This is a genomic window from Actinoplanes awajinensis subsp. mycoplanecinus (assembly GCF_001509495.1).
GTDB classification, from domain to species: Bacteria; Actinomycetota; Actinomycetes; order Mycobacteriales; family Micromonosporaceae; genus Actinoplanes; species Actinoplanes palleronii.
Genome location: NZ_LLZH01000289.1, coordinates 1 through 22,242, shown reverse-complemented (window position 1 = coordinate 22,242; position 22,242 = coordinate 1). Strand labels below are relative to the sequence as shown.

At 72.9% G+C, this 22,242-nt stretch carries 12 protein-coding genes; 8 read left to right on the top strand and 4 right to left on the bottom strand.

Features of this window, described 5'->3' with window-relative positions; translation table 11 throughout:
* Nucleotides 1-560 precede the first annotated feature (560 nt).
* From ADL15_RS32060 to ADL15_RS32040, 5 genes are all read left to right on the top strand, one after another.
* Nucleotides 561-1,034: a hypothetical protein gene (locus ADL15_RS32060; protein ID WP_067698990.1), complete on the top strand. Its 474-nt coding sequence runs from the start codon at nucleotides 561-563 to the stop codon at nucleotides 1,032-1,034.
* A gap of 153 nt (nucleotides 1,035-1,187) precedes the next feature.
* A complete protein-coding gene (locus ADL15_RS32055; protein WP_232344632.1) occupies nucleotides 1,188-1,787 on the top strand; it encodes a class F sortase in 600 nt (199 codons plus the stop codon).
* A 180-nt stretch (nucleotides 1,788-1,967) separates the two neighbouring features.
* Nucleotides 1,968-3,809: an adenylyl cyclase gene (locus tag ADL15_RS32050; RefSeq protein ID WP_067698988.1), complete on the top strand. Its 1,842-nt coding sequence runs from the start codon at nucleotides 1,968-1,970 to the stop codon at nucleotides 3,807-3,809.
* A 382-nt stretch (nucleotides 3,810-4,191) separates the two neighbouring features.
* On the top strand, nucleotides 4,192-5,292 hold the full coding sequence (locus ADL15_RS32045; protein WP_067698987.1) for a helix-hairpin-helix domain-containing protein: 1,101 nt from the start codon (nucleotides 4,192-4,194) through the stop codon (nucleotides 5,290-5,292).
* 166 nt (nucleotides 5,293-5,458) lie between these two features.
* Nucleotides 5,459-5,767 carry a hypothetical protein gene (locus tag ADL15_RS32040; protein WP_067698985.1) on the top strand — a complete coding sequence of 103 codons (309 nt, stop codon included), beginning with the start codon at nucleotides 5,459-5,461 and terminating at the stop codon, nucleotides 5,765-5,767.
* A gap of 241 nt (nucleotides 5,768-6,008) precedes the next feature.
* On the opposite strand, the gene ADL15_RS53360 is transcribed toward ADL15_RS32040, so the two are convergent.
* Entirely contained in the window at nucleotides 6,009-7,052 is a 1,044-nt protein-coding gene (locus tag ADL15_RS53360) for a hypothetical protein (protein ID WP_157441729.1), read from the bottom strand.
* A 3,012-nt stretch (nucleotides 7,053-10,064) separates the two neighbouring features.
* Here ADL15_RS53360 and ADL15_RS32025 point away from each other — a divergent pair.
* Genes ADL15_RS32025 through ADL15_RS32015 form a run of 3 tightly spaced genes read left to right on the top strand, consistent with a single transcriptional unit; the run spans nucleotide 10,065 to nucleotide 15,511 of the window.
* Nucleotides 10,065-13,361 carry a beta-propeller fold lactonase family protein gene (locus ADL15_RS32025; protein ID WP_067698978.1) on the top strand — a complete coding sequence of 1,099 codons (3,297 nt, stop codon included), beginning with the start codon at nucleotides 10,065-10,067 and terminating at the stop codon, nucleotides 13,359-13,361.
* Between the two features lie 17 nt (nucleotides 13,362-13,378).
* On the top strand, nucleotides 13,379-14,131 hold the full coding sequence (locus ADL15_RS32020) for an endonuclease/exonuclease/phosphatase family protein (RefSeq protein ID WP_067698976.1): 753 nt from the start codon (nucleotides 13,379-13,381) through the stop codon (nucleotides 14,129-14,131).
* A gap of 12 nt (nucleotides 14,132-14,143) precedes the next feature.
* Nucleotides 14,144-15,511, top strand: coding sequence for a transaminase (locus tag ADL15_RS32015; RefSeq protein WP_067698975.1), 1,368 nt, complete (start codon nucleotides 14,144-14,146; stop codon nucleotides 15,509-15,511).
* A 221-nt stretch (nucleotides 15,512-15,732) separates the two neighbouring features.
* On the opposite strand, the gene ADL15_RS32010 is transcribed toward ADL15_RS32015, so the two are convergent.
* The 3 genes from ADL15_RS32010 to ADL15_RS32000 all read right to left on the bottom strand — a co-directional run bounded on the left by ADL15_RS32010 (nucleotide 15,733) and on the right by ADL15_RS32000 (nucleotide 21,972).
* On the bottom strand, nucleotides 15,733-19,059 hold the full coding sequence (locus ADL15_RS32010; protein ID WP_198171104.1) for an NB-ARC domain-containing protein: 3,327 nt from the start codon (nucleotides 19,057-19,059) through the stop codon (nucleotides 15,733-15,735).
* Nucleotides 19,060-19,146: 87 nt separating this feature from the next.
* Nucleotides 19,147-20,061, bottom strand: a complete 915-nt coding sequence (locus ADL15_RS32005; protein WP_157441728.1) for a hypothetical protein — start codon at nucleotides 20,059-20,061, stop codon at nucleotides 19,147-19,149.
* A gap of 258 nt (nucleotides 20,062-20,319) precedes the next feature.
* Complete coding sequence (locus ADL15_RS32000) at nucleotides 20,320-21,972, bottom strand: carbohydrate-binding domain-containing protein (protein ID WP_067698971.1); 1,653 nt, start codon at nucleotides 21,970-21,972, stop codon at nucleotides 20,320-20,322.
* Nucleotides 21,973-22,242: the final 270 nt, after the last annotated feature.

Here is a 22,242-nt window from a genome sequence, read left to right as displayed (position 1 = left end):
CGGCACGCGATCCGGCAATGCGTGCGGCTGCCGCCCACCAGGGGGCGGCAGCAGGCCGCGATCCGGTAATGCGTGCACGCACCGCCCCTCCCGAGGCGTAATCACGCGGCCGAACCCGAGACAACGTGGGCCCGAGGTCAGGGCTGAACCTCAGACCAGCCCGACCCGAGACCCGGCTGAACAACCGCGGCACCGGCTGGTCCTCAGGGGTGCCAAACCCGCCGCGAGACACCCCTGGCGACCAGCCAAGGGACCGCCGCCAGCGAACGGCGCGAGACACCCCCGGGACCAGCCGAGGGTCGCCGCCGGCGTGCGGCGCTTCTGGGGACCGGGCGGGGTGTCTGCCATGACGGGGATGGCACTTCGGCGGGCATTGAAAAGGGGTGGGGTGGGGTACCTGGTGGGTGTACGAGCGAGCGAGAGTCCGAAGTGACCGATCACGGATAGAACGGTGCGGGCCGGCGGGGTGGCCGCTAGCGTAGCGATTCACCCCGTGATGCGGTGTATCTCCGATTCATCCGTATCGCTGCCCGACCTGGCGTCACCCCGGAGGTCATGACATGGCCGGTACCTCAGCGAATCGACGGAACTGGCTGGTCGCCCTCGCCGCGGCGGTCCTGCTGCTGATCCTGCTGGCCATGATGCTGTCCTATTGCGACCGGCCGGCCGGCACCACCGACGCCGGGCCGCCGGGTGCGGTCGCCTCGACGCTGCCGCCGGTCACCGGGCCGGGCTCCCCCGGCACCCTGTCACCACGGTCGACCGCGCCCGAGCCCGGAGCCGGGACGACCGAGCCGCAGCCCGGCGACACCGCGACCGGAAATGATCCGACCACTGACCCGGTGGCCACCTCCTCGACGAAGGCCAAGGCGTCACCGTCGCACACCCGGGCCACGCCCCGGGGCGGCGTCGACGCGGGTGGCGGCGCCGGGCTCAGCGGGCAACGCACCGCCATGCTGATCACCGGCATGTTCCTGCTGGCCGCGGCGGTGATCGCGGGACGGCACGCGGTCGGCCGCACGACGCGGGACTGATCCGGCGCGATGTTTGTTCGTACCAAAAAAGCAACCCGGACCACCAAGAGCCGGCCAGACAGGACGGAACGGCTCGCCCTGTCTCTGGGTTTTGCCGAGCCCAGGCGGAGGCGGCGGCTGCGAGTACGCAACCGCCGCGCCGCGGTCTTCTCGGTGATCCTCGCGCTCCTCGGCTCCACGATCACCGTGCTCGGACTGCGGACCGACGACGCCCTCCCGGCACCCGATCTGGCCTGGCAGGATGTCCCGGCCCCGAGCCCGGCCACCACCAAGGGCACGAAGAGCACCACGGGGCTGCGCCGCTCACCGCCGACCCGGCTGGACATCCCGGCGATCGGCGTGCACACCGCGGTCACCCCGATCGGCCTGCGCGACGACGGCACCCTCGACGTCCCGCCGCTGGAGTCGGACGCGCCGGCCGGCTGGTACCGGGGTTCACCGACGCCGGGTGAGGCCGGACCGGCGGTCATCGTCGGGCACGTGGACACCGCACGCGACGGTCCGGCGGTCTTCTTCCGGTTGCGGGAGCTCACGGCGGGCGACATCTTCTCGGTACGACGTGACGACCGCACCGTCGCGCGTTTCCGGGTCACCCGGGTGGCGAGCTACCCGAAGAAGGCGTTCCCGAGCGACGAGGTCTACGGCCGGACGCCCGGCCCGGCGCTGCGCCTGATCACCTGCGGCGGCTCGTTCGACCGGGACCGGGGCAGTTATCGCAGCAACATCGTGGTCTTCGCCGCACTGGTCCCATAACGCCCATAAGAGAGCGCTCCCGGGACCGGTTCCGGGAATGAATAACATTCACGTTCCGGAACCCGGGTGTTGTGCCCGGGTTAGCGGCCTATGCGGTTGCCCCCCTCTTGACATGCAGGCTCACCGATTGCTTCCGTGACCAGGTTCATTGCGATCTTGTTTCGGAAGGGACTCCTCCGTATGACGAGCAGTAGGCGCGCCTTCGCCGCGGCGCTCGCGATCGGCCTGGCCATCACCGGCCTCGCCACGCAAGCCACGCCGGCCGCCGCACATCCCGGTCCGGCCACACCGGACCTGGGCAAGAACGTCACCGTCTTCGACCCGAGCATGCCGGTCAGCCAGATCCAGGCCACCCTGGACGCGGCGAACGCCAAGCAGGTCGACAACGAGATGGGCACGGACCGGTACGCGTTCCTCTTCAAGCCGGGCACCTACGGCACCACCGAGCAGCCGCTGCAGGTGAAGGTGGGCTACTACACCGAGATCACCGGCCTGGGCGAGACCCCCGGCGACGTGGTGATCAACGGCAAGGTGGAGGTCTACAACCGCTGCCTCGCCGACGGCGGCACCAGCAACTGCCTGGCGCTCGTCAACTTCTGGCGCACCGTCTCCAACCTGACCGTCAACATCAACGGCGCGGGCCAGGACGGCTGCCGGCAGACGGCGAACTTCTGGGCCGTCTCCCAGGCGGTCTCGCTGCGCCGGGTCCAGTTCACCGGCGGCACGCTGTCGCTGATGGACTACTGCACCGCCGGCCCGCAGTACGCCAGCGGCGGCTTCATCGCCGACGCCAAGCTGCCGGCCACCGTGAACGGCTCGCAGCAGCAGTGGCTGACCCGCAACAGCGAGGTCACCAGCTGGTCGAACGCGGTCTGGAACCAGGTCTTCTCGGGCGTCGTCGGCGCACCGAGCGAGGCCGACTTCCCGGCCACGCCGTACACCACGCTCGACAAGACCCCGGTCAGCCGGGAGAAGCCGTACCTGTTCGTCGACGGCAAGGGCAAGTACCAGGTCCGGGTGCCGGCCGCCGAGCGCAACACGTCCGGTGTCGGCTGGAACTCCCCGGGCCGCACCCTCCCGCTCTCCGACTTCTACGTCGCGAAGCCGGGCGACTCGGTCGCGAAGATCAACCTGGCCCTCACGCTGGGCAAGAACCTGCTCTTCACCCCGGGTGTCTACGACATCGACCGCACCATCAACGTGTGGCGGCCGAACACCGTGGTGCTGGGCCTCGGCCACGCCACGCTGACCGCGACCAAGGGCTCCACCCCGCTGCAGATCGCGGACGTCCCCGGCGTGATCGTCGCGGGCCTCACCATCGACGCGGGCCTGCAGAAGTCGTCCGCGCTGCTGCGCGTCGGCCGCAACCACGGTATCGGCTTCACCTCGCCGAAGAACCCGACCACGCTGCAGGACGTCTACTTCCGGGTGGGCGGCCCGCACATCGGCAAGGCCACCACGGCACTCGAGGTGAACAGCGACGACGTGCTGATCGACCACACCTGGGTGTGGCGCGGTGACCACGGCGTCGAGGGCTTCACCGGTGGCGACACCGAGCGCTGGAACACCAACATCGGCACCTACGGCGCCGTCATCAACGGTGACGACGTGACCGCGACCGGCCTGTTCGTCGAGCACTTCCAGAAGTACAACACCATCTGGAACGGCAACGGCGGCACCACGGTGCTCTACCAGAACGAGCTGCCGTACGACCCGCCGACGCAGGCGGACTGGATGAACGGCTCGGTCGAGGGCTACGCCGGTTACAAGGTCGGCGCCAAGGTCAAGACCCACAACCTGTACGGCGGCGGCGTGTACGTGTTCAACCAGAACAACCCGTCGATCCACACCGAGAACGGCTTCGAGGTCCCGCAGACCCCGGGCGTCAAGCTGCACCACATCATGACGGTCAACCTGAGCGCCGGCGTCGTCGACCACGTGGTCAACGGCGTGGGCGAGGCGGCCGACACGACGAAGGTGGGCGTGCCGGTCTACGTCACGCAGTACCCCGCCGTACCGTAAAAGATCACTCTGCGGTGGTCACCGCCCATCGGACGGTGACCACCGCATTGTTTTTCCCGTTGGTACGGGTAAGCCAGGACGATGACAGCCACCACCGCGGACCCCTCGCTCAAACGGGTGATCGGCCCGGGACTCCAGCACGCCCAAGGCGTTCGCAGGCAACTTCGGGTCGGCGGTGCATCTCTCCCTCGGCAAAGGACTCGCGCTGACCGCTGTCGCGGTGGGCGATCACCTACGCCTGGAACCGGTACGTGCGGCACGAAGAGGCACATCTCGATCCCACCCACCTGGCGGAGTGACCACCCCCGTCGTGGCTACTGAAGGTGATGTGCGAAGCTGCGCGCTACCACACGCACCCTCATCTCCTGCCCGGAGGCCCGTTATGGACTCAATTCTCCCCCTCGTAGCCGGGCTCCTCATCGGCCTGATAGCCGGATGGTTCATCCGGGGAAGCCGTGACGGGGCTGCTCGGACCGCCACCACCGACACCACCGCCTCGTCCGCCGCCCCGGTGGCCGTCGTCGAGCCGGCCGCCGCGACCGAGTCGAAGGACGACGCGGCCGCCGAGACCGCGATCATCGAGCCGGTCACCGAGCCCGCCGCCGAGACCGTCGTCATCGAGACGGCCGACGAGCCCGCCGCCGAGACCGCTGTCATCGAGCCGGTCGCCGCGGAGCCGGTGAAGGACGAGCCGGCCGAGGAGACCGCCGTCATCGTGCCGGTCGCCGAGGCGCCGACCGAGCCGATCCCGGCCGTCGACGAGCCGGCCACCACTGTCGACTCGTCGTCCGCCGACACCGTGCCGGTCGCCGTCGCGGAGCCGGTCGAGGCACCCGAGCCGGTCGAGGCGCCGGAGCCGGTGCCGGCCGCCGAGCCGGTGGCCGAGCCGGTCGGCGAGTCCGCGCCGGTCGGCGCCGAGGCGATCACCGCCCCGATCGCTCCCGCCACGTCGGACGAGGTCACCGAGACCAGCGAGTTCATCGACGAGCCGGTCGACGAGGCCGCCGAGGAGGCGTCGCCGATCATCGAGCCGCTCGCCCCGGTCGCCGTGGACGAGCCGGCCGTCGTCGCGGCCGAGCCCGTCGCCGTCGTCGCGCAGCCGGCTCCGGCCGCTGTCGTGGCGGTGCCGGTTCCGGACGCCGTCGTCGCCGGGCCGACCTCGGCCGCTCCGGTCGTCGTCGAGGACGAGCCGGCCGTGGAGACGATCATCGTCGACACCGAGCCGGTCGAGGTCGAGCTGGACGCCGCGGGTGAGCCGATCCCGGCCGACGTGCACGAGCCGGACGACCTGACCCGGATCCCCGGCATCGGCCCGAAGGTCGCGATGGCCCTCGCCGCGGCCGGCATCACCACGTACGAGAAGCTGGCCGCCGCGGACGCGGTCGACCTGAAGGCGGCCATCGCCGCCGCCGGTATGCGCGGTTCGGCGAGCCTCACCAGCTGGCCCGCGAAGGCCAGTGAGCTGAACGGCGCCACCAACTGACGGTTGCGGCCCGGTGCCCGTTCGGACACCGGGCCGCGCCCGATCGGCAGTGCGGCTGTCGCCTAGGTCACTCGGAAATCGGCCGGAAAAAGTAGCAACTCAGGAGCGGCACCGCCGATGTGTGGGGCTGTCCGGTAGCCAGCTCGTTTCTTCCGAGGAGACCCCGATGGCCACGATCACCGCCGTTGACTCACCTTCCTACGACCACCAGGCGGCTTGGACGCGGCTGCAGGCACACCGCCGCCAGCTCGCCGGCGACCTGATCCCGGTCCAGGCCAGCGCGCAGACCATCGCCGCCGACAAGGCCGCCGTCGCCGCCGCGGAGGCCGAACTCACCCGGCTCGGCGCCGCGAAGTCGGTCACCGACACGCAGACCGTCTCGTCCGCCGCGGTGTGGGCCGCCGCGCAGTCGGTCGCCCCCGACCAGCCGAAGAAGGAACTGCCGCACGGCCGCGTTCTCGACGTCACCGTGTGACCGATACCGATCAGCCGTGGGCACCCCGGTCACGGATCGGGGCGCTTTCCCCGCGTACCGGAAAGTGGTGTTGATCTGCATAGCGGACCGTGCGCCGCGCGGTCTGACGGATGACCGACATCCCGCTCCGGTGAAAACGGCACGTCGCCGCTGTTGCCTCGGATGCTCCGCGCAAGACCACGTCGGACCTGCTAGATCGTCGCACAACGCCCGGAAACCGACAAAGATCAACAACTCAAGGTCATCGCGTCGGGACAGTTCGTAATCTTCCAGGGGTTCCGGCTCGGCCCTGAAGGTCGCAGGATGGACCGAGGGTGATGCGATGAGTGGGCGACGGCTGGCGGTTGTGGTGACGGTCGAACACCACGACGATCCCGTCCTGCGCAGGTATGCGGTGCCGTCCGCGGACGTGCGGTCTCTCGCCGCCGTCCTGGGCGATCCGGCGCTGGGCGGGTTCGATGTGGAGTTCCTCCAGGACCCGGACACCTGGGGCACCTATCAACGCCTGCAGACGCTCTGCGACGGGCGCACGGGTGAGGACTGCCTGCTGGTCTACTTCCGCGGCATCCTGCTCTCCGGCCCCGGCGGTGGCCTCTACCTGGCCACCCCGGACACCGTCATGCAGCGCCCGGCCGACACCGCCGTCGACGTGACCCGGATCGACGCGCTGATGCACCGCAGCCAGGCCGGCCAGATCCTGATCGTCCTGGACGGGCGCACCGGCGGCCCGGTCGACGCCGGCGCGTATTTCCGCGCCGCGCGCTCCGCCGGCGGCCGCAGCCGGGTGGTGATCACCGCGGCTGCCCGCCCGGAACCACCCACCTTCGCCGGCCTGCTCGCCGACACCATCCGCGGCGGCACCGCCGACCGCGACCGGGACGGCTACGCCGGCATCGACGAGACCGTCGACCACCTGCGCGAACGTGATCCTTCCGTCCGCAACTGGGTGTTCGGGGCGGGCCGCCAGCCGTACCTCTCGAAGGTCCGCAAGCCCGGCAGCGACCGGATGGCCATGATCGCCGACATGGCCGCGGCCGCGGCCGGCACCGACCTGCACCGGGCCGCTCAGGCCCGCGCCGCTCTGACCCGGATGGCCACCGGCGACGACCGGGTCGCCGCCGCCGCTTCCGCCGCCTTGCGGCGCACCTCTCTCCGCCTCGCCGAACCGTCGTTCTCCTTCGGCCAGGTCGCCCCCGGCACCAGGCAATTGACGGTACGGGTGCCGGTCGTCGGGCCGCCGCTGCTCGCGGCGTCGACGGTGACGACGTCGGGCGAGGGGCTGCACGCCCGGATGGAGGGCGAGCTGCTCCGGATCTCGTGGTTCCCGACCGTGGGCCGCCTGGCCGGGGTCGTCGGCCTGGACGGGCCGGCGGGTTCCGCCCAGCTGGCGGTCACCGGTGAGGTGTCGGAGGACGCCCCGGCGGAGTCGCCGCTCGCGGAGCCGGAGCCGGGGGCGCGGTTGGCGTTGCCGGCCGGCCCTCCGCCTGCCGCCGCGCCTCCGGGGTCCTGGAGCGACCAGCCCGCAGCGGCGTCGTGGGGCGGGCAGGCGCCGTTGGCGTTGCCTCCTGGCTATCCGGCTTCGGGGGCGGCGGCTGGGCAGCAGCCTGCACAGCCCGGACCGCCGGTGGAGGGCGGGCGGTGGCCCGCGCAGCCGGCGATCGGCAGCGCTCCGTGGCCTGGCCAGCCGGTTTCCGGCGCGGCTTACCGACCGCAACCGTCTCGGGGTGGCGCGGGCGCTGGTCAGTGGCCTGGGCAGCCGGTGTCCGGCGCAGCCTACGGACCGCCTCAGGGCGGCGGCGATGACCAATGGCCCGGACAACCGGTGTCCGGCGCGGCCTATGGCCCGCAACCAGCACAACCGCCCCAGGGTGGCGGCGCTGACCAATGGCCCGGACCGTCCTATGGCCCGCAACCAGCGCAACCGCCTCAGGGTGGCGGCGGCGCTGGCCAATGGCCGGGCCAACCGGGCCCTGGCGGCAACTGGCAGAATCAGCCGACCTCGAGTGCGCCGTCCAGTTATCAGCAGGCGCAGCCGGGCTCTGGCTCTTATCAGCAAGCGCAGCCGGGCTCTGGCTCGCCGTTCGACCGCCAGCAGGGTTGGCCTACCTCTGGCGCGCCCGCCGGTCAGTGGCCTGCCCCGTCGGCGCCCGGCGGCGTCCCGTGGCCGCAGCAGCCGGGCGTGCCCACCGGACCGCAACCGGGGCAGGCCCCGTGGACTGGCCAGCCCGCGTCCGGTGAGGGCGCGCCCTGGCCGACCTCCGGTGGACGCGGCGGCCCGCAACCGGGTCAGCCTGCTCAGGGGTCAGCCGCGGGGCAGCCCGCAGCTGGCGGCGCTGTTCCCGGGCAGGGCCAGCCCGACCCGGGGACAGCCTTCGGCCGATGGCCGGGACAACCCTCATCCGGTGAGGGAGTTCCCTGGCAGAACCAGCCCACCAGCCCGCCATCAGCCCCGCCACACGCTGGCGGACCTGCCGCCCAGTGGCCCGATGCGCAGCAGGCGGCCTGGCAGAACCAGCCCCCGCCGGGTGCACCGTTCGATCCGCAGGCGGGTCGGCCGGTTTCCGGTCCAGCAGCCGGCTGGGGGCCGGATCAGCCTGCCTCCGGACCGCCTGCCGGTTCGTGGCCGGGTGGACCGCCTCCTGGTTCCTGGCCGGGCGGACCGCCTGCAGGTTCGCGGGCGGGTTCGGCGCCGTCGGCGCCGAACGGCTCGCCGCCTTCCGGCGGGCCCGATGGGCAGTGGCCGGGACAGCCTCCGCTCGGCGTACCGATCGATCCCTGGCCGGACGCACCGACGTGGACCGCGCCGGCTTCCGGTCCACCGGTCGACCCCTGGCCGACTCCGTCCGGCTGGCAGCCGGACCAGTCACAGTGGACTGCGCAGAACCCGGCCGGCCGGCCCGGTGGTGGGGCAGGCCGGGGCGTGGAGACGTCCGACCAGGCCGGAGTCATTCCGGCGCAGCGTCGTCCGCCCGGCGGGAACTGGCCCGGGGCGCACCCGGAGGACGAGGCGACCAGGCCGTTGGCATCAGGCGACCCGGCCACAAGTCAAATTTCTCCCGGTGCCCAGCCGCTGCCTGGCACCCGGATGCCTTCTGCCAACCAGATGCCTCCCGGTAACTCCATGCCGCCCGGCGATCCGATATCTCCCGCCGATCCGACGCCTCACGGCCATCCGATATCTCCCAGCCATCCGGGGACTCCCAGCCATCCGGTGTCTCCCAGCACCCAGGGGCCGGCCCGGCATCCGGAAAGCGCGGCCGTTCCGGCGCGGGATGAGACGGGTCATCGGGCCGGCGACACGGAGCCGGCGGCGTCTTCGCCGCAAGGCCCCTGGTCAGGGGCACCGCATCGGCCTGGCATGACGCCCCATTCCTGGTCCGGCGGCGCCACCGACGACCTGTCACCGCCGAGCGGCACCTGGTGGGCGCCCTCTCCGGAGGCCAGCCAGCAGCCCGGACCGGCATCCTCGGTTCACGGCTCGGCCTCGCCCGCCGCGGAAGTCCCCGCCCAGAGGGCGGCCCCCAGCGGCAACGTCCCTGAACCTGTTCAGGAGCAGGACACGTCCGGCAGCACGTCCGCCGGCGCCTTCCAGAGCCGCGATCCCAGCGACCCGGATGTCACCCAGATCGCCACCAGCACTGCTGCCGATGCGATCCCCCAGCACCAGGTCCGGACCGGTGAAACTGATGCCGGCACGCTCCCCGAGCACCGGGCCGCGGGCGGTTATGCCGCTGCCAGCTTGATCCCGCAGCATCAGGAGACGATCGGCCGCGCGCCTGACGGTTCGGATCCGCAACACCAGGACACGCCCGGCCGCGACGCCAACGGCCCGATTCCGCAGCAACGGGATCCAGCCGGCTTGGGTGCCTCTCGCCCGGTCTCCGGACATCCTGTTGTCGGTGGAGCACCTGAGGCCAGCACGGAGCAGACTGCCGAGATCCGGCTGGAGGTCCCGGCTGACGCAGACAGCGTGGTGCCGTCCCAGTCGAGCGGTCCACGCTCGGACTCTGCGACGGACCTGGCCGCCGACCGGCCGCCCACGGCATCACGCGAGACAACCGAGCCGCCGACACCCCAGCCCGCGGATCCCGCAGCGAGAGCGCCCGAGTCGGTAGCAACCGTGCCTGGAGCGACCGAGCCGACGATGGTGGAGTCTGCATTGTCCGCGCCTGCGGCGGACGAGGCGGCAGCGGCCGAGGCGGCGGGGACTCGGCCGGCGGATATCTGGCCCGGTTCGCCCGCAGAGCCGTCTGCCCGCGCGGAGAATCCCGGCCTGTGGCCCAGCTCCTCCGAGGTCTTGGCGAGCGCGCCGGCCATCGAACCCACACCGCCGCGCGCGCCCGAAACCGCGGATGACCACAGCTGGGGCGAGGCCGGCACCGACGCGGAACCCGTCACCGGGGCCGTCACCTCGATCCCGACCGAGACGAACCTGCCCAGCGACCACGGTCTGTCCGAAATCGATGAGCCGACCGATGTCATCGGCCTGTCCGAAATCGATGAGCCGACCGGCGCCATCGGCCCGGCCGGAACCGACAACCTGGCAGGAGCACACGGCCCTGCCAAGATCGACAATCCGGCCGAACCGGCCAACGGCCCTGCCGTCAGCGACCAGGCCGAGAGCGGAGTCGGCTACCAGGGTGAGGAACGCCAGCCCGAGGAAACGCCGACCTGGTCGGATGCCACACCGGCCTGGTCCGACGCCTCGTCGGGCGGACCGTCCACGGAATCCCCCGGTCTCGAGGACGAGCGATCCACGTCCGGCGCCGAGCCGGACGCGCAACGAGCGGCTTCCGGCAGCGACTCTCAGTCCTGGCACGCCAGCTCGGCGTCCCTAGCCGAACATCCGGAGTCCCCCGCCGTCACCGATGCCGACGAAGCCGAGGCTCACGACGCCCCCGCAACGGCGCCGATCACCGCCGGCGGCGACCTGCGGGCGGGGCAGGCAAGCCCGGACGGCAATGCCGACTCAGCGGACGACGAGGGCCCGGCCGCGGCCGACGAGCCGCCCGCGAGGGCGGACAGCGAGGAACCCGCAACAACCGATGATCCCTCCGCAAGCGCGGCCGGCACGACCCCGGACAGCATCGAGCCTGCCGCTACCTCCGACACCGAATCCCCCCAGGACATCATGACCAATCACCCTGAGAGCAACGGCGCCGTACCCGCACGGCCTGGACCGGAAAGCGCCGCTGAAACCGACGAGACCAGCGGAAACCCGCCCCGCGACGACGATGGCCGGGCCAGTTCCGCCACTGCGGCAGGTGCCGCGGCCGCCGGGTTCGCCGGCGGATTCGTGGGCGGCTGGCTGAGTCAGCCGGCGCCGGAGCCCGAAGCCGCAGACCCGCACCGCCCTGGCACCCCGGCAAGCGCCGAGCCCGGCACGGCGCCGCACACCTCCGGCGCGAACGAGGCGGACACCAGCGGCATCGCCGACCCCGGCAGCGAACCGGCACCGCCCGGCCCGGTCTCCGGCAACGCTCCGATCGCCGCCTCCTGGCCCAGTCCCCGCACCAGCACCGACGCACCGGCCTCCGGCAGCCCGGCCGAAACGTGGCCGAGCACCCAGGCCGCGACGCCGACGTCCGGCAGCCCCACCGGCACCTGGCCCAGCCCGCAGGGCGGGGCGGACACGCCGGTCTCGGGAAGTCCGGCAGTGCCATGGCCCGGTGCTGGAACCGTGGGTTCGACCGACCGGACGCAGCCCGGTAATGGATGGCCGGCGCAACCTGCCGCGCGTGACGCCGCACCGCCGGAGCGGCAAGCTGCCGGGGCCGACACCGCGGGAGCCGCCCCGGTCCAGGCCGGGCGTGGGGCTCAGCAAGGGCTTCCGTGGGAGGCCGGTTCCGCGGCAGCCGCGGCCGCCGGCTGGCCGCAGTCGGCGCAGCCGACACCGGACGAGGCGACGACTCACGGCACCTCAGCGAGCAGCGGCTTTGCCAGCTCACCGAGCGGTGGTGGCCTTGCCGGAACACCGGGCGGCGGAGTGGCAGGCACACCGACCAGCGGCGGTGGGCTGGCCGGGACGCCGCCGGGGCAGACCGGCTGGGGCGGTCCGGACGACTGGACTCAGGCTGCCGGCGGCGGGCTGGCCGGAACGCCGGGCGGTGCCGGCTGGCCGGCGACACCGGGCGGTGCGGGCGGATGGCCAGGGCCGGCCGCCGGCACCGGATGGCCGGCCACCCCCAGCAGCGCCGATCCGACCCGCCAGCCTGCCGGCGGCGGACAGGGCGGCGGGCTCGCCGGCACGGGAGGACGAGGCGGCGGATGGGACGAGACGACGACCGCGGCAGCGGCGGGCGGATGGCCGCAGACGCCCGGAACCGGCACTCCCCTGGGTCAGGCGTCCGGGGCCGGCACCTCCTGGCCCACGTCACCGGCCGGGTGGCCGAACTCGCCGAGCTGGCAGCAGCCGGACGGCGTCCCGCCCGCGGGCGGCGACGGGTCGTACACCGAAAATCCGCCGACGGGCCGGCGGCGCCTCAGGGTCGCCGGGGTGCTGCTGCTGGCGCTGCTCCTGGCCGCGGGGGCCTATCTGGGGATTCGGTACGTGTCCGGAAAGGACAAGCCGAGCGCCGCGCCGACGACGGCGGCCCCGCAGCAGACCGGAGGCGCGCCGTCCACCGCACCCTCGCAGCCGGCCGTGCCGGGTGAGTCGGAGGCGGCCGCGGCGCCGGCGCCGGTCAGCCTCGCGACGCCGGTCGTGCTGGACACGATCAAGGGGGTCGGGCGGGAGCCGGAGGGTGTGGTGGTCTCGCCGGACAACAAGACGGTCTACGTCGCCGATCAGGGCGCCAAGAAGGTCTTCTTCGTCGACGCGAGCAGCAAGAAGACCAGCTCGGTCGACGTGCCGAACACCCCGCGGTTCCTGGCGCTGTCGAAGGACGGCGGGAAGCTGTACGCGTCGATGTTCGAGGACGACTTCAGCGCCAACGGGATGACCGTCATCGACACCGCGAAACGCAGTGTGATCACGTCGGTGGCGACCGGGCCGCGGCCGTTCGAGCCCGGTGTCGCGCCGGACGGGCGGGTCTGGCTGCCGATCCACAACGGCGCGCGGGTGGAGATCTACGACGGCGGCACGCTGGCCAAACTGTCGCAGATCAGTGTGCCGCCGAACCCGCACTGGGTGGACTTCGCGCCGGACGGCTCCCGGGCGTACACGTCGGATCACGAGTCCAACAAGCTCTCCGTGATCGACACGAAGAGCCTGAAGGTGCTGTCCAACATCGCGGTCGGCAAGTCGCCGCACAGCGTGGCGGTCACACCGGACGGCGGGACCGTGGTGGTCACCAACTACGACGTGAACACCGTGGAGACCTACGACACCAAGACCCTCACACTGACGAAGCGCTACGAGGTGGGCAAGCTGCCGCAGGCGGTGCTGGTGTCCGCGGACGGCGTCCATGCGTACGTGGTGAACGAGGGTTCGGACACGCTCTCCGTGCTGGACCTGAAGAAGAAGCAGGTGGCCGCCACGGTCAAGGTGGGCGACAGTCCACGGGTGGTGGGGCTCTCCCCGGACGGGCTGCGGCTGTACGTGACCGCGGGCCGGGACGGGGCGGTCACGGTGTTGAAGGCGGCCGGGAAGTGACCGGTTAGCCTCGCCGGATGCGCCTGCTGACGTTCAACGCCCTGTTCACCGGGGACGTCCGGCCGCGGCTGCGGGCGCTCGGCCACGTCCTGCGGGAGTCCGATGTCGACATCGTCTGCCTGCAGGAGGTGATGTACCGCGCGCACGTGCGACTGCTCCGGCAGGGCTTTGCGCACATGGCGTACGCGGGCTCGGTCGTACTGAAAGGGGGTCTTGTCCTTCTTTCCCGTCGACCGGTCACGCGGTGGAGGTTCGTGCGGTTTCCCCTGGCCGGGCCGTTGCGGCCGGAGTTCCTGATGCGCAAGGGCGCGCTGATCGCCGAGATCGGCGACCTCGTCGTGGTGAACACCCACCTGTCGGCGAACCGGGACGACGACTGGTCGCCGGGCAACCGCTACACCGTCGTCGAGCGCGCCGAGCTGGACGTCGTGGCCCGGTTGCTGGCCGATGTCGATCTGGAGCGGCCGGTGGTGGTCACCGGGGATCTGAACCTGCCCCGGGGCAGCGCGGCCCTCGAGGAGTTCCGGGTGCGGGCCGGGCTCACCGACGCGATGGCCGGCGACGCCCGGCCGACCTGTCGGCCGACGCCGCAGTGGCCCCATCCGCCCGCTTTTGATCACGTGCTGACCCGGGGTGTCACCGCGCGGGCCGACCTGATCCTGCAGGATCGGATGGCGCTGGCCGGCGGGCGGTCGGGCTACCTCTCCGATCACTACGGAGTTCTTGCGGAAATCAGACCTGGGTCTGATTCGAAGCCGTGGAATCCCTGATAACTTCGCTCCATGCCGACGGATTCCGGGGTTGACCGCCTACTTCTTCAGCAGCTCGCCGAGCGTGAGCGAGCCGCCTTCGCCGCACGGCATCCCCGGTCCGCGGCCGCCTACGGCCGGGCCGATCATCTTTTCGGCCGGGTCCCGATGACGTGGATGAACAAGAACGCGGCCGGGTTCCCGGTCTACCTGAAGACCGCCCGGGGCAACCGGCTGACCGATATCGACGGCAACGAGTTCCTCGATTTCTGCCTCGGTGACACCGGCGCGATGGCCGGGCACTCGCCGGCACCGGTGGTCGCCGCGGTCACCCGGCGGCTCGGCGAGCTGGGCGGCGCTGCCACGATGCTGCCGACCGAGGACGCCGCGGCGGTCGGCGCCGAGCTGGCCGGCCGGTTCGGGCTGCCGTTCTGGAGTTTCGCGCTGACCGCGACCGACGCGAACCGGTGGGCGATCCGGCTGCTGCGCGCGGTCACCGGCCGGCCGAAGATCCTGGTCAACAGCTACTGCTATCACGGCTCGGTCGACGAGTCGCTGATCGTTGTCGGTCCGGACGGGCGCGGGCAGAGCCGCGAGGGCAACGTCGGCGCGCCGGTCGACGTGACCGAGACCAGCCGGGTCGCCGAGTTCAACGACCTGGCCGGGCTGGAGCGCGAGCTGGCGCACGGCGACGTGGCCGCGGTGCTGATGGAGCCGGCGCTCACCAACATCGGGATCGTGCTGCCCGAGCCGGGTTATCTGGCCGGCGTCCGCGAGCTGACCAGGAAGTACGGCACCTACCTGATCAACGACGAGACCCACACGTTCTCGGCCGGGCCGGGCGGGGCGACCAGGGCCTGGGATCTCTCGCCGGACGTGCTGACCATCGGCAAGGCGATCGGCGGCGGCATCCCGGTCGGGGCGTACGGGCTCTCCGCCGAGCTCGCCGACGCGATCCTCGGGCGCGCCGACCTCGACCTGATCGACATGGGCGGCGTCGGCGGCACGCTCGCCGGCAACCCGGTGTCGATGGCCGCGACCCGCGCGACCCTGGAGGAGGTGCTCACCGAGGGCGCGTTCGCCACCATGCTGACGACGGCGTCGGCGTTCGCCGACGGCATTCAGAAGATCATTTCAACGTACGGCGTTCCGTGGTCGGTGAGCCGCCTCGGCGCTCGGGTGGAATACCGGTTCGCCGACCCGGCTCCCCGCAACGGCACCGAGTCGGCGGCCGGCGGTGACGGCGAGCTGGAGGACTTCCTGCACGTCTATCTGGCCAACCGTGGCGTGCTCCTGACACCGTTCCACAACATGGCGCTGATGTGCCCGGAGACGACCCTCGACGACGTGGCCCGCCACCACGAGATCTTCGACGCGGCCCTGGCCGAACTGACCGCCTGACGGCGCGGCAGACCGGCTGCGGCCCGCCCGCCTGCTCGGCGCCGCCGGGACGCGCGGCCTGGCCGTGGCCACGTGACGGCGGTCGGGCTGGTCCGCGGGCCGGCCAGGGCCGCGCTGCCAACGGTCGCGCCGGCCAGAGCCGCGGTGCGCACGGTCGCGCTGCCCAGGCCGCGCTGCCCACGATCACGCTGCCCAGGCCGCGGTGCGCACGGTAGCGCTGGTCAGCGCACTGGCCGGAGGCGCGGTGCCCACGGTCGCCCGGCGGGCCGCGGACCGGTGGCCGGCTGCGGTGCCGGGCGTGGCGTGCGGAAGGTGAACGCGTAGGTGCCGCGCCGGCCGGCCGCGTAGAGGTCGAGGCTGCCGGGGGCCCAGGCGCAGCCGACGAGAGCGCCGTCCACCCGCATCGCCGCGACCGGCTCGAACCCGGCGTCGACAGCGGTCAACGGCCAGATCCGCAGTTCACCGTCGGCGTCGGTGGTCGCCAGCCACTGCCCGTCGGAGGAGACCGCGGCGTCGGTCACCGGGCCGTCGCCGAACTCAGCCGCACCGGCCAGACGCAGACCGCGGACCGTGTAGAGCGCGACGCCGAACGGATCGACCACCACGACCCGATCCCCGGCCACCTGGATCGCCCGGACCTCACCCGGGGCGGCACCGGCGCGGCCGGGAACTGATCGGATCCGGCCGGCCCGGTAGCGCCAGACCGTCAGCGCTCCGGTGTCGTCGGCGACGATCAGCCGATGCCCGGGCAGGAACGCCGCGGTCCGGACCGGACGGCCCATCGCCTGCCGGAACACCTCCGCGCCCGCGACGAACGCCCCGGGGAGCAGGCTGCCGGCGGCCGACTCCGCAGCGGGCCCGGGCGCGAAGACCGACGAGACGGGACGCACCGACAGCACCCCGTCCGGACCCCAGGCCGCGAGCAGGTCCTGGTCCGGGGCGGCCACCCCGCCGGACGTCCCGGGCAGCTCCCCGGCCACCCACTCGCCGTCCGGGTCCCGCCGCAGGAGCACCAGCCGGTCACCGCAGACCGCCGTCACCCACGCGCCACCCGGGCCGAACCCGCAGCGGGTCACCGGCTCGGACCCGCGCCAGATCGGCGCCGCGACCGCATCCGCGGTGCGCCACACCCGCACCGCGCCGTCCCGTTCGCCGGTCACCACCTCGCCACCGGACGGGGCGACCGCGCAACTGGTCACCCAGGTGATCGGCCCGGCCACCGTCTCCTGGGCCAGCCGCGGCACGTCCCAGATCCGGATCGACGCGTCACTCCCGGTGGTGATCAGGGTGCGCCGGTCCGCGGCGACCACACACGACGTCACCCAGCCCGGGTGGGCGCGCACGACCGCGACTTCACCGCCGTACCGATCCCAGACCCGGACCGTCCCGTCCTCCCCGCCCGAGATGATCTGGTCGCCGAAGGCGGCCAGCGTGCTCACGCAGCCACGGTGCCCCACCAGCGCGACGGCCGTGGTCCCGCCGTCCCGCGGGTGCACCTCGATCCCGCCGTCCGCCCGGCCGACGGCCAGCCACGCGCCGCCCGGGTCCGCGGTGAACGCGGTGACCGACTCCCGCGGCGACCCGGCCGGCACCGGCGCCGCCGTCCCGGTGCGCAGGTCGTGCCGGACGACCGCGCCGCCCGACGTCACCGTGAACACCACGTCCTCACCGAGGAACGCGCACGCGACGAGCTTCTCCGGCTCCCGGCGGGCGAAGATCCGCTCCCCACGTTCAAAAACGGCCAGCTCGCCCCGGCTGTCGACCGCCGCGACCCGCTCGCCGCCGGGCGACGCGGCACAGCCGAGGATCTCGCCCGGCGCGGTCCACAGGATCCGCTCCGGGCACAGCCGGGCCACGTCCCAGCGGCGCAGCGTCCGGTCCGCGCCGGCCGACACCAGGCCCTCGCCGTTCCGCGTCACCACCAGGGCCTTCACCCCCGCGGTGTGCCCGAGGAGCCGGCCCAGCAGGGCGCCGGTGGCCGCGTCGTGCAGGCTCACCGCGCCGGTCTCGCCCCCGCTGGCGATCCAGCCCCGCGCGGACGTCACGGCGCAGTCCAGCCACCCGTCGCCACCGGTGATCACCCGGGTCAGGCTCTCCGGCCCGGCGTCCGGAAGCGGCCAGCGCGCGGTCAGCCCGGCCCGGCCGCGCTGCCCGGCGGCGAACGCGGCGACCTCGGCGGCCACCTCGGGCGCGCCGGCCAGACGGGCGATCAGCACATCGGCGAAGGCGGCGGCCGGGCGGATCGGCCGGAGCAGGCCGGCGCCGCGGGACAACCGGGCGCGCAACGCCGACGCGCGCTGATCCGGCAGGCGATCCAGATCGGCCACCACGGCCGCCACGCCGACCAGCGGGATCGCCACGGCCAGCCGATCCAGATCGGTCACGACCGCGAACAGCTCGTCCCACCAGCGGGCTTCGCGCAGGTGGAAGCCCAGGTGCCGCCACAGGTAGCGGTCCGCTCGCGGCAGCGCCGGCCACGGACCGCCGCTGCGCGGGCGGGCCAGCTCCACCAGGCGGCGGTTCACTCGCGCGAGCTCGGGCTCCGGGAGGCGTTCGCGGAGGTACGTCCGGAGCACGTCGTGCAGGCACACCCCGCCGTCGCCCGGTTCCACCAGCCGGAGCCGGGCCAGTGTCGTACGCAGAAGGGCGGCCTCGCCCGACGACAACCCGCCGGTCCCGGACCACAGCAGGTCGACGATCCGGTCCGGGACGGACCCGCCGGCCGGGAAGACACCCAGCTCCAGGTAGCGGTGCCGGTCCGCCTCCGGGAGCAGGTCCAAAGCGGCCCGCACCACCCGGTCGACGGCCCGGTCCCGCTCCCCCGGCACGGCCAGGTCCAGCGCCACCGCCGGTTCCGCGCCGAACCGGTCGAGCAGCTCGGACGCCTGCGGGCGCTGCCGCAGCACCCCGTTGACCACGGCGGTCAGCAGCGGCCACCGCCCGGTCCGCGCGAGCAGCGCGGCGCGGACCGGGCCGGACAGCGCGCTCAGGCCCCCGGTCAGCAGCGCGGTCGCCTCGCCGGGGGTCATCTCGTTGACGGCGAGCCGCGGGAGGTCCGCCGGGAGCAGGTCGCGGACCCGGGTGACGATCAGCCGCCGGGCGGTCGTGCCACCGATCAGGAACGGTTCCAGCTGCTCCCGGGTCCACACGTCGTCGATCACCAGCAGGACCGGCGGACGCTGATCCAACGCGGTCCCGAGCCGCCGACCGGCCTGGGCCGGGCTGACCGTGGCGGGCCGTTCCCCGGTGAGCTGCTCGATCAGGTCACCGAGCAGGTCCGCCAGGGCCGGGCCGGTGGTCCGCTGGCCGACGCTCACCCGGAGCAGGCCGCCGGGAACCTGCGCCCGCACCCGCGGGAGCCGGGCGACCTGCTCGGCGAGCGTGGTCTTGCCGACGCCGCCGGGGCCGTGCAGGCCGGCGTCCCCGGCGAGCAGCAGGTCGCACAGGCGGGCCTGCAGCTCGACGCGTTCGACCAGGTCACCGGCCAGCGCGTCGATCACCCGGGGCGCCGCCCGGGGCGCCGGGACCGGGGCCGGCGGCTTGTTCACCCGACTGAACATCCCGGACCATCCCCGCCACCGATCGCCGTTCATCACGGTGGGACCAACGGCCCGGTGGCGGGCAGGTCACTGCTGTTACTTGGTGACGAACTTCCGGAGCTGGGCGAGCACCGCCCGGTCACCGGCTGTCGCATAGATCTTCTTGTCCGGCCCGACCAGCACCGAGGACGGGCAGGTCTGCTCGTCACCGGGCAGTTTCTTGTCCAGCAGCAGGCGGTGCGTGGCCACCTCGTAGATCCGCAGACGCCAGGTGGCCCGGTACAGCGCGAGGGTGTCCGGCTCCGGGTCGTCGTACTTGCAGTTGCGGATCTTCGTGCCGACGGCGGCACGGTCGGTGCACGCGACGAGCTGCACCTTCGCCGGGTCGTCGGAGCCCCAGATCCGCTCCTGCGCCTTGGTGGTGCCCTCGTCCCGGAAGTAGTAGACCCGGTCCTGGAAGCGCACGTCGTCCGGGCTGTCCTTCTTCAGCACGACCACCGGGTGCGGGGCCTTGCCGGTCCGCTTCGGCGATGCGGGGTAGTAGACGTTCTCGTCGCAGACCCGGTCCAGGTCGTCGATGTCCCCGGCCGGGAACGTGCTGGCCTGCGGGCCCTCGTCGACCGAGGGCTCGCTGACCCCCGGGACACCCGGGGTCTCGGTCGGGAGGGCCGGGAGGCTGGGGAACGTCGGGAAGCCGGACGGGAGACTGAACGGCAGGTTCGCGATCGGCGGTGGGTCGTCCTGGCCGCGCGAGGTGGCGTACAGGCCGCCGACGGCGACCACGGCGATCGCCATGATCACGGCGAGGATCACGCCGGTGCGCACCCCGGCCGGTGCGGCGGGCGGAGCGCCGGGCGGCGGCCAGGCGGGTGCGGCGGGCGCGGTCCCGGGCTGCGGCCACGCGGGTGCGGCGTGATAGCCGGGCGGCGGGTAGGCCGCCGGCGGGGGCGGCTGCGGGAACGGGTACGCCGGCTGTGCCGGGCCCTCAGGTGGCCGCGCCCACTCGGACACCGGCGGCACCGGCGGCACCGGCCAGGCAGGCGCCGCGAACGTCGGATCCGGTAGCGGATTGATCGATGGCTGCGAAGTGGGGTCCGGTGTCGCGCTACCGCCGGATTCAGCCCCCGTGCCGGTCACGTTCAGTGCCCTCCCCTGTCCGATGCGCGTCGAATGTATCGAAGGCCGTCACATCAGGAGAGGGCGGGTGGCCCCGGCCACTACCGGAACCACCCGCAGGTCACGGACGGTTTCCGAACCGGGTACCGACGGTCACCGGGTACCCGCGGTCACCGTGGCGACCTGGGTGCCGGAGAGCGTGCCGCCGGTGTAGTAGCCGCCGCCGACCGCGGTGCCGGAGACCGTGCCACCGGTCCGGATCGCGTACGTCGTCCCCCGCGTCACCCCGCTCAGCGAGAAGATCACCTGCTTGAACGCCTTCGTCGACTGGTACGCCGCGAGCTGCGTGCCGGACGTGGTGGCCAGGTGCACCACGGTGCCGGCCGCCTGGTTCGCGCTGAACGTGTACGACACCCAGCCCTGCCCCGAGGTGGGCAGCGTGCTGGTGCTGGCGCTGATCCCGGACGAGACCAGGGTGCCGCCGGTGATGGTGAGCGCGCCGTTGGAGTCGAGGCCGCCCTCACCGCCACCACGGGTGGCCGAGCCGCTGACCACCACGGTGCCGCCACCGATGCTCAACGCGCCGTTCGAGTCGAGCCCGTCGGTGCCGCCACTCACCACGACCGTGCCGCCGGTGATCGAGATCAGGGCGTTCGGGGAGTTCTGCATCTCGCCGTAGGTCGGGTCGGAGGCGTTGAACGCGTCGTCCGATGCGGTCGTGCTGACGCTGCCGCCGGTCACGTAGACCTTCAGGCCCTCGACACCCTCGTACGATTTGGTGACGTTGACCGTGCCCGCGCTGACCGTGACCGTTCCCTCGGCGTGGACCCCGTCGTCGGCCGTCGCGACCGTGGTCGTGCCACCGTCGACGGTGACCGTGGCGTCCGAGTGCACCCCGTCGTCGGAGGCGTTCACGCCCGCGGTGCCGCCGCTGATCGCCACCAGCACCCCGGCCTTGAGGCCCTTCGCCGAGGTCTCGCCCGGAGTGACGGTGCTGCCGCCGCCGGACTTCAGGGTGAGCGCGCCGCCGGCCAGCAGCACGTCGGTCTGCCCGGTGACCGCGTCACCGGTCGCGGTGATGTTCGCCGAGCCGCCGCCGACATAGACGTAGCCGCGGGTGGTGTCCTCGGCGTTGTCCGATTTCAAGCCGTCGCCACCGGCCGTCGCGGTGATCGTGCCACCGTTGACGATCAGGTAGTCCTTGCCCCGCAGGGCGTCGTCGCCGGCCGTCACGGTGATCGTCCCGGCGTCGACGACCAGGCCGTCGGCGGTGTTGACGCCGTCGGCGGCGGTCGCGGTCAGGTTCAGCGAGCCGGTGCCATCGATGGTCAGGTCGGCGGCCGCGTCGAGGGCGTTCCCGGTCGACGAGGTGAGCCGGTTGGTCGTGCCGGCCTGCAGGTACACCAGGGCCTCGTCGGCCGCGACGATGGTGATCGCCGCCGCCGTGTTGGTCACGGTGACCCCGTTGAGCAGGATCCGGACGATGCCGGTGCCGGTGCTGTTGACCACGATCTGGCCGCTGGTCAGCGTGCCGGAGAACCGGTACGTGCCGGCCGCGGTCACCGTCACCGTGCTGCCGGAGACGGTCACGCCGGAACTGGTCGTCGTCGCGCTGCTGCCGGTGAGCGTGACCGCGGCGACGTCCGCCTCGTTCCAGACGCGGTCGGCGGCGCTGTCGTGGCTGGCCTGGTTCGCGGCCAGCGCGGTGGCGGCGGCGGTGCCGGCGGCCTGGGCCGGACCGGTCAGCAGGGCGAGCGCGGTGGCGGCGAGCGCCACGGGTGCGACCAGCCGGGGGATGCTGGGCATGGTGATTCCTTTCCTCGGGGACGGGTTTCTCATCAGGACCGGATCAAGATCCAGTTCAAGATCTTTTTGTCGTGCGTCCGCTGGGGTGCGGACCGTCGCTCCCGCCGGGACCCCTGCGGGCTCCGCAGGCCGCCGGCGCGGCCAGAACGCGAAGCCCTCCGGGGCGACGTCCGCGGGTGGTCACGGCAAAACCGCTGGTGGCGGCGGCGCCGACGACCCAAGCTGTTTCCACAGCTCGGGGTTGTCCACAGCCCCTCAGCACCCCACCCC

What these genes read in the sequence shown, in the direction of transcription:
- ADL15_RS32060 (WP_067698990.1), top strand. Translation starts at nt 561, where the DNA reads ATGGCCGGTACCTCAGCGAATCGACGGAACTGGCTGGTCGCCCTCGCC.
- ADL15_RS32020 (WP_067698976.1), top strand. Translation starts at nt 13,379, where the DNA reads ATGCGCCTGCTGACGTTCAACGCCCTGTTCACCGGGGACGTCCGGCCG.
- ADL15_RS32040 (WP_067698985.1), top strand. Translation starts at nt 5,459, where the DNA reads ATGGCCACGATCACCGCCGTTGACTCACCTTCCTACGACCACCAGGCG.
- ADL15_RS32045 (WP_067698987.1), top strand. Translation starts at nt 4,192, where the DNA reads ATGGACTCAATTCTCCCCCTCGTAGCCGGGCTCCTCATCGGCCTGATA.
- ADL15_RS32050 (WP_067698988.1), top strand. Translation starts at nt 1,968, where the DNA reads ATGACGAGCAGTAGGCGCGCCTTCGCCGCGGCGCTCGCGATCGGCCTG.
- ADL15_RS32000 (WP_067698971.1), bottom strand. Translation starts at nt 21,972, where the DNA reads ATGCCCAGCATCCCCCGGCTGGTCGCACCCGTGGCGCTCGCCGCCACC.
- ADL15_RS32015 (WP_067698975.1), top strand. Translation starts at nt 14,144, where the DNA reads ATGCCGACGGATTCCGGGGTTGACCGCCTACTTCTTCAGCAGCTCGCC.